Origin of the sequence: Paractinoplanes ovalisporus (genome assembly GCF_016834655.1) — a bacterium.
Classification (GTDB): Bacteria; Actinomycetota; Actinomycetes; order Mycobacteriales; family Micromonosporaceae; genus Actinoplanes; species Actinoplanes ovalisporus.
The window spans coordinates 39,844-52,845 of the sequence record NZ_JAENHP010000016.1; the positions used below are offsets into that span (position 1 = coordinate 39,844).

Genomic DNA, 13,002 nt, shown 5'->3' on the forward strand with positions numbered 1-13,002 from the left:
TCCGTCTTACCGGGCGCGCTTCTCGGCCCCGACCTCGTACGGGATGGGTTCCCAAGCCACGTTCTGGCCGACCGTGTCGTCGCCCTCGATCTCCCCGGCGACGTCCCAGATGTTCAGGCCGGCGCTCTTGGCCTCCTGCCGGGTCTCCTCGTCGTAGATCGACGCCCGGAAGGAGTTGACCATGTAGGTGCGGGTCTTCATGTATTCGACGTAGCGGTGGTGGTGGGCGTCGTCCAGCCCGAGCGCGGCGAACACCGCAACCCGGTCGCCGTCGGCCTTGGCCACCCGCCACTTCGGGAGATTCGGAACGTCCTTGGGCTCCGGGAAGACCCACCGGGGGAACTTGTAAAGAGCGCCGTTGCCGCTGTGCGTCGTGCGCATGCTCCACACGGCGAGATCACCGGGACGCGTACGGACATAAATGTTCTTCCCGTACGCGTGGTCGGTCGTATTGTGCGATTTCGCGCGCAGATTCAATCCGCCCGTGTGGGAGTAGTGGTCCTGCAGGTAGATCCCGAACCGCAGGAGCGTGTAGCGACCCTTCCAGTCCGGCCCCTTGGGATCCTTGCGGTCCACGTTGTCCTTGTGGAAGCCCCGCTGGCTGGAATTGATCGTGAACGAGCTGTCGCCCGAGTACCAGATGTCGTCGCTGCCCAGGAGCTGCTTGGCGACCGACACGAAACGCCCGTCGACCAGCACGTTGCGCATCTTCGGGTTGGAGAGCAGGTCGCCGGGCCCACGGCCACGCGAGGCCATGGCCGCCTCACGGATACGCTTGATCTCGTCGCGTGAGTAGGCGTTGCGGATGATCTGGTAACCGTTCTCCCAGAACGCACTCACGTCGACATTCAGCTCGCTGGCCATTGATCCCTCATCCGATTGCTCGTCGTATATACCGATGGCAACGAAGCCGGATTCGGCTCCCCCGTTGCACGTGCAGTGAAGCTTGAGGGGCCGGGGTGATCGAAGCAACGGCCAGATCGGAGAATTCTTCCGATCCGGCCCCCGTGAAACCACAATGAAGCCGAACTGAAGCCGCCCACTTCGCCCGGGCCCGCCCGGCCGATCCGGCAAAGATCGAAATTCACGGATAAAAGGCGGCACCGGTCCGACGCGTCCCGTCTGACAACCGGCCGACATTGTGATCCGCCGCCGGCAAGCGCGGACGCAGAATGGTTTACGCCCGAGAAGAGGCGCCGCCACGGGGGCGACCCTAGGGACAGTCATGGCAGCAGCCGCCACAACGGACTGGGTGCGGCTCACCCTCAACACCGCCTACAGCGACGTCTTCGTCTGGTACGACGACAGCCGCGGCGAGCAGGTGCGACCCGCTCTGACGGCTCCCCCGCCGCCCCTGGGATCGGAGTGGGTGCCGTTCCCCTCGGCCGGACCTCCGGGCCAGGTGCTCTGGCCCGCGCGGGCGACCCAGTTCCTGCTGGGCATGCTCGCCCGCCTGCCGATCGTGCGCCCGACCGCGCTCGAGCACGAGGACGACGTGACCAGGCTCGCTGTTCTGGTCAACGGGCCGGTGCCGTCGGACTGGCCGGCGACCCGGGACCGGCTCCGTCGCGTTCTGGAGACGATCGGGCTGAACGACAGCCGGATCGTCCTCATGCCCGAGTCCCGGCCGGGCGGTCACCCGGCGTTCTCGTTGCCGTTCGACGTCGTCGTGACCACCGCGGATCACGACGACCTCACCGGCTCGGCCGGCCGTCTGGTTTCGACGCTCACCGACGAGGAACGGCAAGCGGCCTTGCGGATCCGATACACCGCGGGGATCGATCCTGATGTCAGCGCCGACGTTCTGGTCACCTCGGCCGCGGAACTGTCCTCGTCATCCGATGCGGTCCTCCATCTGCGGCCGCGCGTCGTCGTGGCCGTCGGCCCGGTCGATCCCGGTGTGCTGCCGGCCGGCACCTCGCTGGTCATGCTGGACCCGGAGGCAGAGGTCGGGCCGGCCGTCTTCGCCGGGCGGCTTCTCCGGGAATTCACCCACGACCTGCCCTTGCACGAGGCCGTCACCACGGCCGCAGCCGATCTCGGGATCTCTGCGACCCTGCGCACGACCCCGGCCGGACTGGATGACCTTCGGCTGTCCTCGGCCGTGCAGAGCTTCCAGGACCGAACCCACGACCTTCCGCGTTACCACTCGGTCGGCCGGCCGTCCGCGAGCGCCTTCTCCTATCTGGTGCCGCCGGCTGACCAACTGAACATCGCCGCGGACCGTGCCCAGACCATCGACTTCGAGTTCCTGCGGGAGTCGTCCGGGTTCGCCGACCTGGCGCGGGCGGAGCATGCGTGGGCGTTGGCGCAACCGGAACGGCAGATGATCGACACAGCCGGACGCGCCATCGCCGCACAGCCCGATGCTCTTGACGACCTTGTCCAGTCACAGAAGCGTCGCGCCACCCTCTGGCTGACACACGACCGGACGGCCTCCGCGGGCTTCCGCGTCTACCGCATCGACGAGAGGGCGGTTCTCGCGCACGGCCGCACCTACGCGCTCCACGTCGGTATCGGGATCGACTGGCCGACCGACCTCGTCGACGCCGGCGCACTTCCGATCGGCCAGATCCTGCCGCCCACCTCCGAGGCCGAGCACGCCCTCGATGTCGCCGTCTTCTCCAGCACGGCCGAAATCCTCGACCAGCCCTCGCAGCGGCTCTCCCTGCCCCGGATGGGGCCCAGCGAGATTCTCGACTTCCGGCTGCGCATGCCCACCGGCGGGGATTCCTGCCTCGTCCGGGTGCACATCTACCATCGCGGGCACATCCTGCAGGCGTTCGCGCTGCGGATCACCCTGGACAGTCAGGAAGGGGACGCGGGACGGCCGGTGCTGCGCGCCGAGCTGGTCTACAGCCGACGCCGGCAACTGCGCGATCTCGACGACATCCCACCGCGTCTGCTCAGCATCGCCACCAACGACGACAACAACGGCAGCCACCGGCTGATGTTCGGCGACACCGGCGGGGCGGTCCGGCTGAACGAGTCGCATATCAAGCCGGCTCGCGATTTCCTGCGGGACCAGATGGCCGACGTGTTCGCGTTGCTCGACTCGGCCGGTCACGTCCCGTCCGAGACGTTCGAGAGGCGTATCAAGGCGATGGCGCTTCGCGGGCAGGACCTGTGGGGGAAGTTCTTCGACGAGCAGCAGCAGGTGCAGGACAAGCTCGACGAGGTGGCCGCCGCTACCACCGGAACTCTGCAGGTCGTCCGGCTCGTGCCGGGTTTCGCGTTCCCGTGGGCGATGCTCTATGACTGGGACCTGCCGGGGAAAGTGGCCGAGATCGAGGCCGCGGTCGTCTGCCGGGGCGTACGGGGCGGGCAGGTGTGCGATTGCGGTCCCACGACCGGGAATTTCTGCGTCCGCGGCTTCTGGGGGATCCGGTTGGTCGTCGAGGAACTCGTGGCGCAGCAGGATGCCGACGACTACATCACCTCGGTGTCCGGCGCCGACGACTTCCCGACGGTGGTCAGCACGGTCGGGCTCGTCCATGAGGATCACTGGGCGATGACGATGATCGACACGTTGGCCAAGGGCCTCGGCCCCGGTCGGTGCGAGGATCTGACCGCCGACCAGTCGCTGCTCGTACGGCTGTGGGATCCGCACCGCCGTCCCGCGGTGCTGGTGGTCGTCGGCCACCTGACGACCGCGCTGGTCGACTCCGAATCGCGCCACCCGCGCATCTACGTGCGGGCCACCGAGAAGTACCTGGACACGGCCAACCTGCGCACGGCGAAACGGACGAACGGGACCCGGCGGTGGGAGAAGCCCTACCGGCCGATCATCCTGCTGCTCGGCTGCGACACCGGACGCACCGGCCTCGACGACATGCACAGCTTCGTATCCAGCCTGTCCAGCGCCGGGGCCGCCGCCGTCATCGCCACCGAGGGAAAGATCGACACCCGGCTGGCCGGCGAGCTGGCCTGTGAGCTGGTGCCCGCGCTCGCGGAGCGCGGCGCCGGTGAGGCCCTGCGCTACTGGCGATCGCAACTCATGGCCGACGGCAACCCGCTCGGCCTGGTGTTCACCTGTTTCGGCAGCGCCGGCGCGGTCGTGCCGGCGCTTGCCGTCCGAACCCCATAGAAGGAGACATGATGGTCGTCAGTTTCGGAGCGTGCTGTTTCGGCATCGTCATCGGCTACGTCGCCTACCGCACCCTGATCCGCACCGACAGCTCGTCGATCTCCGACATCGCCGCCGTGGTCGCCGCCGTCGGTGGTGGCGCCGTGACGCAGCTCTACGATCCGACGGCGGGGGACGCGTTCGGCTGGTACGCCATCGGGCTGCTGATCGGCATGGCGGTGTTCCTGGTGCTCCGGCTTGTCCTCGAACATCCGCAGACTCCACGCAAGCCGGAGGATCCTCCGCAGCCGACCGTCCTGGGTGACTCCCCGGTCATCAGCGACAGCGGATCCGGCAGCGCGCGACAGGACATCTTCGGCACCTGACCGCCGGGGCGCCCTGATCAGCAGGCGAGGGCGATTAGGACGCCCGCTCAGCAGGCGGGGTCGAGCAGGGCGCAATGGCGGCCGTACAAGCCCGCGAGCGGGTTAACCCGGTAACGGTCGTGGTAGATCTGCTCGACCAGGTGCACGCCGACCAGGCGGTCGAGGTGATGGCGGACGGCGGGGACCGGCAGCGTCGCCGCCTCGGCCGCACCCTCGGTCGAGAACGCGCGGCTCCTGTGGGTGGCCAGGCGGCGCATCAGGTCGGCCGTCTCGGGGTCGAGGCGGCGGTAGGACCAGGACAGCGAACGGGGTAGGTCACCCGAGGCGCCGTCGCCCGCGTCGAGGGCGGCCAGGCGGTGCGGTTCGTCGGACAGCTCGGCTGCCCAGGAGGCCGGGGACACGTGGGGCAGGCGGGCCATGCGCTCGGCCAGGATGCGCAACGCCAGCGGTGTGCGGTCGCACAACTCGGCCAGGCGGGTCGCCTCTTCGGTGCCGGGGCGCAGACCGAGCAGGGCCGACGCCTCGGCCGGTTCCAGGCGGGGCACGGTCACCCGCACGGCGCCGTCGTGCACCACCAGGCCGCGCAGCTGGTTGCGGCTGGTGACGACCGTGGTCGTGCCGGGGCCGGGCAGCAGGGGGCGCACCTGGTCGGCGTCGAGCGCGTTGTCGAGCAGGACGGCCATCCGCCGGTTCGTGGTGAGCGTGCGGAACAGCTGGGCCCGGGCCGTGGCCTCGCAGGGGATCTCGGCCGCGGCCACGCCCAGCTCCTCGAGCAGGGCGGCCAACGCCTCGGACACCTCCATCGGGGGCTCGTCGGCATAGCCGCGCAGGTCGAGATAGAGCCGGCCGTCGGGGTGGTCGGCCGCGTTGTCGTGCAACCAGCGCAGCGCCAGGGCCGACTTGCCGATGCCGGCCGGCCCGTCCAGCACGAGCACCGCCGCCTCCTCGTCGCGGTGCCAGTCGAGGGTCGCGAACTCCTCGGCCCGGCCGACGAAGCGGGGCGCCCCAGCGGGCAGCGACTGGGGCACCGCGACCGGCGCCGGCGGGACGACCTGCACCGGGGTGGTTCCCTCGGCCAGCAGCGGGTGGAGGCCGTCGCCGCGCAGGATCTGCTGGTGGACCTCGCGCAGTTCGGCGCCGGGTTCGACCCCCAGCTCGTCGATGAAGCGGTGCGACAGGGTCTGGTAGGCGCTGAGCGCCTCGGCCTGGCGGCCCTGCCGATAGAGCGCGGCCATCAGCTGCACCCAGAAGCGTTCCCGGAACGGGTGTTCGACGGTCAGCTGCCGCAGCTCGGGGACGACCCCGTCGGTGCGGTGCAGCAGCAGGTCGACCTCGATGCGCCGTTCCAGGGCCAGCAGCCGGCGCTCGTCGATCGAGGGCAGGTCCATCTCGTGCAGCCACGGCGAGGCCACATCGGCGCAGGCCGGGCCGCGCCACAGGTCGAGCGCCGCGCGCAGCAGGCGGGCCTCGGCGTCGAGGGCGGGGGCGGCCGCGGCCTCGTCGGCCAGCCGGTCGAACTCGTGCAGGTCGAGCTCGCCGGGCGCGACCAGCAGCGAATAGCCGGCCGGGCCGGTGACCACTGAGCCGGGCCAGGGCAGTTCGTGGCGCAGCCGCACGATGTTGGTCTGCACCACGCGGCGCATCGAGTGGGGGGCGTCGCCGGCCCACATGCGCTGGGCGAGCTGGGCCACCGACAGCTGCTGGTTGGCGTGCAGCAGCAGCGCGGCCAGCATGGTCCGGACCTTGCCCCCGGTCACCGGCCGGGTCTGCTGCTCGTGCTCCACCAGCAGCGGACCGAGGATCTGATATCGCATGCTCACCTCCCCCGTGAAACGCCGCCCTCGGGCGCGAACAGGGCCCACGCTTCGACAAACCTGACCAGACCGTAGACACCTCGACCCGGCCTCGCTACCCCGCGAACGGCCTGCCTTCTCGCGACAGAGGCAAAAGCGACACGGTTCGTACGCGTACCACCGTGCAAAAAGGACCCTCGGCGTCAGACGCGGCTCATCCGTTTCGTCCGGTACATGGCGGCGTCGGCGGCGGCCAGGGCCTCGTCCGGTGACTGTCCCGGGCCGGCCAGGCCGAAGCCGATGCTGCCGCCCGCGCGGGCCACTCCCCCGTCCACCGCGAACTGTTCGTCGAAACACATCCGCACCGCTTCGGCCGTCCGCTCCGCCTCCGGGGCGCCGGCTCCGGGCAGCAGCACGGCGAACTCGTCACCGCCGAGCCGGGCCACGGTCGCGGCCGGCCCGCACACCCCGCTCACCCGCTCGGCCACCCCGCGCAGCAGGTCGTCACCGGCGTGGTGCCCGAGCGTGTCGTTGACCGCCTTGAAACCGTCAAGATCGATCAGCAGGACCGCGTACGGCTCCCCGGCCGCGACCACGGTCTCGAAGCGTTCCCACAGCAGGGCCCGGTTGGGCAGCCCGGTCAGCGCGTCGTGGAAAGCGGCCCGCTGCAGCCGCTCCTCGTAGTCGCGCCGCGCGGTCACGTCGGCCAGGGCCAGGATCGTGCCGTTCTCGGCCGGCACGGTCTCGACCAGCACCCGCACGCACACCCCGTCCCCGCGGACCAGGCGCAGCTCAAGACCCGTCACCCCGGCCGGCAGGCGCCACAGGTCGACCGGTGCGCCGTCATCCCCGTACGCGGAAAGCTCGTTGATCTCGCCGGTCAGGGCGGCCGCGGCCGGGTTGATGAGCACGATCCCGCCGTCGCCGTCCACCACGATCACCGGGGACGGCAGCCGGCGCAGCAGCTCGGCGCGCTCCCGGCTCTGCCCCTCGAGACGCCGCAGCAGCACCTGCATGCCATAGACGAGGAACGTGACGAACATCCCGGCGGTGGCGCCCGGCTGCATGTTGATCCCGGCCACCAGCGGCACGGCGACGGTGAGCCCCACGAATCCGGCGACCGTCGGCACGAGGCGGCGCAGGGGCCCGGAGACCGCGCGGAAGAACAGCAGGAAGTACATCAGGCACAGCACCGGGTCGAGGTTTGCCGACCGCGACCAGCGCGACCCAGAGCGCGGCCAGGTCCAGCAGGTCGGCCGTGATCGGCGCCAACCGGCCGGTGCGGTACTCGAGAAAGCGTCCGGCCAGCACGAACGCGAGCACGGCGGCGGCCACGAGCAGCCTTGTCGGCGTCGTGCCGGTCATGCCCGCGTGCACCAGCGCCATCGCGGACACGGGCAGCATGCACAGCAGGAACGACAGGCGAAGGCTGCGCAGCGGGTCACGGCTCACCGCATCAGCCTGCCTGTCATGGGGTCGCCGCCCGGTTATCCGCTCGGTTGCCGTCCGGTTGCGGGCAGGCGGACCCGCACCGCCAGCCCGCCGGACGGCCCGGGTTCGGCGGTCACCGTGCCACCGTGGGCGCGGGCCACCGCCCGGACGATCGACAGGCCGAGGCCGGTGCCGGTCGCCGAGCCGACCCGGTCGGTCAGGCGCTGAAAAGGCTCGAACAGCCCCGGGATCTCGAACGCGGCGATCAACGGCCCGGTGTTGGTCACCGTCAGCTCGCCCGGCCCGCAGGTCACGGTGACCGACCCGCCGGCGACGTTGTAGGCGACCGCGTTCTCGATCAGGTTCTGCACCAGGCGTTCGAGCAGCACCGGGTCGCCGGTCACGGCCGACGGCGACGTCGTCACGTTCACCGCCACCGGGCCGGGCGGAACCAGCGAGACCACGTGGGCGGTGACGGCGGCGAGGTCGACCGGCACCGGGCCGGCCAGTTCCTGGTCGCCGCGGGCGAGCAGCAGCAGGCCGTCGATCAGCCGTTCGTGCCGGGCGTTGACCACCAGCAGGGTCTCGCCGAGGCGGCGCACGTCGGGCGAGGGGTCGGGGTGGGCCAGCGCGACCTCGATCAGGGTGCGGTTGATCGCCAGTGGGGTGCGCAGCTCGTGGGAGGCGTTGGCGGCGAACCGGCGCTGCGCCGCGAACGCCGCGTCGAGCCGGGCCAGCATCTCGTCGAACGTGTCGGCCAGCCGGCGCAGCTCGTCGTGCGGCCCGGTCATGCCGATGCGCTCGTGCAGGCTGCGCCCGGCGACCCGGCGGGCGGTCGCGGTGATCTCGGCGAGCGGGCGCAGCGTGCGGCCGGCCGCGAGCCAGGCCGCCCACACCCCGGCCGCACCGACCACGGCCAGCGCCAGCCCGCCCTGCTGGAGCAGGGACTCGAGGGTCGCCGTACGGAACTCGGCCTGCAGGTCGTGGGCCACCTCGGTGCTGCGGATGAGCTCGGACACCGGCTGGGCCGGCGCGGCGGCGACCGAGGACGCGTCGGACGGGGTCCCGGCGATCGCCAGCACCGCGGCGGCGCTCACCGGCTGGCGGTTGAGCGCCTGTCCCAGCAGCACGTAGGTGACGCTCAGCAGTGCCGCCCCGGCCAGCACGAACAGGCCGCCGTAGAGGACGGTCAGGCGCAGGCGGACGGTCCAGCGGTGGCTCATCGGATCTGGTACCCCACTCCGGTGACGGTCTCGACCACCTGGGGCGGGCCGAGCTTGCGCCGCAGCGTCATCATCGTCACCCGTACGGCGTTGGTGAACGGATCGGTGTGTTCGTCCCAGGCCCGTTCCAGCAGCTGCTCGGTGGTGACCACGGCGCCGTCGGCGCGCAGCAGCTCCTCCAGCACGGCGAACTCCTTGCGGGACAACCCGACCACCCGGCCGTCGCGGAAGACCTCGCGGTGGGCGGTGTCCAGGCGCAGACCGGACCGTTCCAGCACCGGCGGCGCGGCGGGACGGGCCCGGCGGCCCAGGGCGCGGACCCGGGCCACCAGTTCGGCAAAGGCGAACGGCTTGGTCAGGTAGTCGTCCGCGCCCAGATCGAGGCCGCGGACCCGGTCGGTGAGGTCGCCGGCGGCGGTGAGCATGAGGATGCGGACGTCACCACCGGCGACTGCCCGGCACACGTCGTCGCCGTGCACGCGGGGCAGGTCCCGGTCGAGCACCAGCACGTCGTACTCGTTGACCGCGAGCCGCTGCAGGGCCATGTCACCGTCGTGCACGGTGTCGACGGCGAGCGCCTGGAGCCGCAGCCCCTCGGCGATCGCCTCCGCCATCACGACCTCGTCCTCGGCGATCAGAACACGCATCGGGACATGGTTACCGGCCCGGCTATAAGAATCCTGTAAGCGTCCGCGCTGATGATGATCTTATGGCCGGACGGGTGTGCTGGGCCGCATGCGAAAACTCCTCGTACCCCTGATGCTCCTGGCCCTGCCCCTCGCCGCCTGCTCCCCGTCCGAGAGGAGCGCTGCGCCGAATCCGTCGGCCTCCGCCACCGATCAGAACGCCCAGTTGCGCGCGTACGCGAAATGCATGCGGGCGAACGGCGTGGACATGCCCGACCCGAACGCGGACGGCGTGCTCTCGATGCCCGGGATCAAGGCGGACTCGCCCGAGATGAAGAACGTGGAGGCGGCCGCCGAGAAGTGCCGGGATCTGGCCCCGGCCATGGACGAACCCCGCAAGATCTCGGCCGAGGACCTGGCCAAGGCGCGCGAGCTGTCGAAGTGCATGCGCGAGAACGGACTGCCGGACTTCCCCGACCCCGACCCGGAGACGGGCGCGGTGTCGCTCTCCGGGACGACCGTCGACATGAAGAAGATGGAAGCGGCGGGCGACAAGTGCGGCGGCATGGTTCCCATGATGGGCGTGGGCTGATGCGGCGTCGCACCGTCATCGGCGCCGCGGTGGCCGTGGTCGTGGCGGGCGGAACGGGCACGGCGGCGGTGTTGCTGCGCTCCGGCGACGCCCCGGCCGCGACTCCCCCGCCGCCCGGGGCCACGGCCACGGTCGAGCGCGAGACCCTGTCGGGGTCGGTCACGGTCGACGGGCAGCTCGGATACGGCGAGGCGGTCCCGATCACCTCGAAGGCGCCCGGCACCGTCACGTGGCTGCCCAAGCCCGGCGCCACCGTCGAGCGGGGCGGTCAGGTGCTGCGCGCCGACGATCGGCCGGTCGTTCTGCTGTACGGGGTCCTGCCGGTCTACCGCGAGCTGCGTCCCGGCGCCGAGGGCCCGGACGTCGCCCTGCTGGAACGCAATCTGCGCGACCTCGGGTACGGCGGTTTCACCGTCGACGACGAGTACACCGCGATGACCGCCCGGGCTGTCCGGCGCTGGCAGAAGGACCTGGGACGCGACGAGAACGGCGTGGTCGACCCGTCGTGGGTGGTCGTCGCGAACGGCCCGATCCGGGTGGCCACGCTGCCGGTCCGGCTCGGCGCCCCGGCCACCGGCGAGGTGCTGACCTACACCGGGGCCGAAACGGTGGTCACGGTCGACGTCGAGGCCGACAAGGCGGGCTGGGTGCAGGCCGGCGTCAAGGTGACGGTCACGCTGCCCAACGGGAAGAAGACCGCGGGCACGGTGGCGGCGATCGGGGCCAAGGCCGAGCCCGAGGATCCGGGCGCCGAACCCACGGTCCCGGTGACGGTCGCCCTGGCCGACCCGGGCCGGGCCGGGAGGCTGCGCGAGGGACCGGTCACCGTCACGTACGTCAGCGAGCAGCGGAAGAACGTTCTCACGGTTCCGGTCGCCGCGCTGGTCGCCTTGGCCCAGGGTGGCTACGGCGTGGAGGTGGTCGAGGACGGGACCCGTCGATCCGTACGGGTAGAGCTGGGTCTGTTCGCCGACGGCAAGGTCGAGGTGCGGGGGGACGGTCTGGCCGAGGGCATGACGGTCGGGATGCCGGCGTGATCACGATGAGCGACGTCCGCAAGGTCTACCCGGGCGGGGTGACCGCCCTGGACGGCGTGTCGCTGTCGGTGTCGACGGGTGAGTTGCTGGCCGTGGTCGGGCCGTCCGGTTCCGGCAAGTCGACGATGCTGCATCTGCTCGGGGCACTCGACCGCCCGTCGGCCGGCACCGTGCGGATCGACGGCCACGACATCGCCGCGCTGCCCGACCGGGCCCTCTCCACGCTGCGCGCCCGCACGATCGGCTTCATCTTCCAGCAGTTCCACCTCTCGTCCGGGGTCTCCGCGCTCGACAACGTCGCCGACGGCCTGCTCTACACGGGGGTCCGCCGCCGCGAACGCCGTTCCCGGGCGGCGACCACGCTGGAACGGGTCGGGCTGATCCACCGCGCCCATCACCGCCCGCACGAGATGTCCGGGGGCGAGCGGCAGCGGGTAGCCATCGCCCGGGCCGTGGTGGCCGATCCGGCGCTGCTGCTGGCCGACGAGCCCACCGGCAACCTGGACTCGGCGTCCGGCGCGGTCGTCATGGAGCTGCTGCACGACCTGCACCGGGCCGGCACGACCACGGTCGTCATCACCCACGACCGGGACATCGCGGCCGCCCTGCCCCGGCGGGTGGCGCTGCGCGACGGAAAGCTGGTCACCGCATGACGAATCGTCTCCGCCCGGCCCGGCTGGCCGGCGCCGACGTGCTGCGGCTCGGGGCGGCCGGACTGCGCGCCCGGCCGCTGCGGATGGTGCTGTCGGCGGCCGGGATCGCGATCGGCATCGCGGCCATGCTGGCGGTGGTGGGCATCTCGGCGTCGAGCCGGGCCGACCTGGACCGGGCGCTGGCCGCGCTCGGCACGAACCTGCTGACCGCCTCGCCCGGTCAGACGCTGAGCGGCCAAGACGCGGCCCTGCCGGAGGAGTCGCTCGCGATGGTGGGGCGGATTCCCTCCGTACGGGCGGTCAGCGCCACCGGCAAGCTGAGTGCCCGTGTCTACCGCAACGAGTTCATCCCGGCCGCCGAGCACGGCAGCATCGCCGTCCTGGCCGCACGGCCCGACCTGCTCACCACCCTCGACGCGCGGATGGCCCGGGGCCGTTGGCTCACCACCACCAGGCCGGGAACCCCGACCGTGGTTCTCGGCCCGGCTGCGGCCGAACGGCTCGGCGTCCACACCCCGGGCGGCCGGGTCTGGCTGGGCGGCCGGTGGTTCTCGGTGGTCGGCATCCTGGCCGCCTCGCCGCTGGCGCCCGAACTGGACCTGGCGGCGCTGGTCGACTGGTCCACGGCGGTCTCGTCGCTGGGCTTCGACGGCCATCCGACCACCGTCTACACCCGATCCGACGAGGCGGCCGTGGAGCGGGTGCGCAGCCTGCTCGGGCCGACGGTGAACCCGGCCGCGCCCAACGAGGTGAAGGTGTCGCGCCCGTCCGACGCGCTGGCCGCGGCCCGGGCCACCGACGCCGCGCTCAACGGCCTGCTGCTCGGCCTGGGCGCGGTGGCGCTGCTGGTGGGCGGGGTCGGGGTGGCCAACACGATGGTCATCTCGGTGCTGGAACGCCGCGGCGAGATCGGCCTGCGCCGCGCCCTCGGGGCCACCGGCTCGCACGTGTGCCAGCAGTTCCTGACCGAGTCGCTGCTGCTGTCCACGGTCGGCGGCCTGGCCGGGGCGGTCATCGGGGCGCTGGTCACGGCGGGCTGGTCGTGGTGGCGGTCCTGGCCGGTGGCGATCCCGCTCTGGGCCCCGGCCGGCGGTCTGGCCGCCACGATCCTGGTCGGGGTGGTGGCGGGCCTCTATCCGGCCGTACGGGCGGCTCGCCTGCCCCCGACCGAGGCGCTGGCCCGCTGACCGGCCCC

The 13,002-nt window shown here is 71.7% G+C and carries 11 protein-coding genes; 6 read left to right on the forward strand and 5 right to left on the reverse strand.

Annotated elements, in window-relative coordinates:
- Positions 1 to 6 precede the first annotated feature (6 nt).
- On the reverse strand, positions 7 to 864 hold the full coding sequence (locus JIG36_RS35025) for a phytanoyl-CoA dioxygenase family protein (RefSeq protein ID WP_203380711.1): 858 nt from the start codon (positions 862 to 864) through the stop codon (positions 7 to 9).
- A gap of 361 nt (positions 865 to 1,225) precedes the next feature.
- Here JIG36_RS35025 and JIG36_RS35030 point away from each other — a divergent pair, with 361 nt between their 5' ends.
- On the forward strand, positions 1,226 to 4,087 hold the full coding sequence (locus tag JIG36_RS35030; RefSeq protein WP_203380712.1) for a hypothetical protein: 2,862 nt from the start codon (positions 1,226 to 1,228) through the stop codon (positions 4,085 to 4,087).
- Between the two features lie 11 nt (positions 4,088 to 4,098).
- Positions 4,099 to 4,452 (forward strand): hypothetical protein, encoded by a 354-nt coding sequence (locus JIG36_RS35035; RefSeq protein ID WP_236048822.1) that lies wholly within the window; start codon positions 4,099 to 4,101, stop codon positions 4,450 to 4,452.
- A gap of 47 nt (positions 4,453 to 4,499) precedes the next feature.
- Here the strand turns inward: JIG36_RS35035 and JIG36_RS35040 are convergent, their stop codons facing one another.
- From JIG36_RS35040 to JIG36_RS35055, 4 genes are all read right to left on the reverse strand, one after another.
- Positions 4,500 to 6,266 carry an AfsR/SARP family transcriptional regulator gene (locus JIG36_RS35040; protein WP_203380714.1) on the reverse strand — a complete coding sequence of 589 codons (1,767 nt, stop codon included), beginning with the start codon at positions 6,264 to 6,266 and terminating at the stop codon, positions 4,500 to 4,502.
- Between the two features lie 182 nt (positions 6,267 to 6,448).
- Entirely contained in the window at positions 6,449 to 7,438 is a 990-nt protein-coding gene (locus JIG36_RS35045; RefSeq protein ID WP_203380715.1) for a GGDEF domain-containing protein, read from the reverse strand.
- A 294-nt stretch (positions 7,439 to 7,732) separates the two neighbouring features.
- Positions 7,733 to 8,899, reverse strand: coding sequence for a sensor histidine kinase (locus JIG36_RS35050; RefSeq protein ID WP_203380716.1), 1,167 nt, complete (start codon positions 8,897 to 8,899; stop codon positions 7,733 to 7,735).
- A complete protein-coding gene (locus tag JIG36_RS35055; protein WP_203380717.1) occupies positions 8,896 to 9,546 on the reverse strand; it encodes a response regulator transcription factor in 651 nt (216 codons plus the stop codon). Before JIG36_RS35055 ends, JIG36_RS35050 begins: the two co-directional genes overlap by 4 nt.
- A gap of 88 nt (positions 9,547 to 9,634) precedes the next feature.
- On the opposite strand from JIG36_RS35055, the gene JIG36_RS35060 reads away from it, so the two are divergent.
- The 4 genes from JIG36_RS35060 to JIG36_RS35075 are packed head-to-tail and all read left to right on the forward strand — an operon-like array spanning position 9,635 to position 12,994.
- The gene (locus tag JIG36_RS35060) at positions 9,635 to 10,117 is read left to right on the forward strand and encodes a hypothetical protein (protein WP_203380718.1); all 483 of its coding nucleotides are present in this window, start codon (positions 9,635 to 9,637) and stop codon (positions 10,115 to 10,117) included.
- Entirely contained in the window at positions 10,117 to 11,154 is a 1,038-nt protein-coding gene (locus tag JIG36_RS35065) for a peptidoglycan-binding protein (protein WP_203380719.1), read from the forward strand. The genes JIG36_RS35060 and JIG36_RS35065 overlap by 1 nt, the downstream gene beginning before the upstream one ends.
- Positions 11,151 to 11,807 (forward strand): ABC transporter ATP-binding protein, encoded by a 657-nt coding sequence (locus JIG36_RS35070; protein WP_203380720.1) that lies wholly within the window; start codon positions 11,151 to 11,153, stop codon positions 11,805 to 11,807. Before JIG36_RS35065 ends, JIG36_RS35070 begins: the two co-directional genes overlap by 4 nt.
- Complete coding sequence (locus JIG36_RS35075; protein WP_203380721.1) at positions 11,804 to 12,994, forward strand: ABC transporter permease; 1,191 nt, start codon at positions 11,804 to 11,806, stop codon at positions 12,992 to 12,994. The genes JIG36_RS35070 and JIG36_RS35075 overlap by 4 nt, the downstream gene beginning before the upstream one ends.
- Positions 12,995 to 13,002 lie beyond the last annotated feature (8 nt).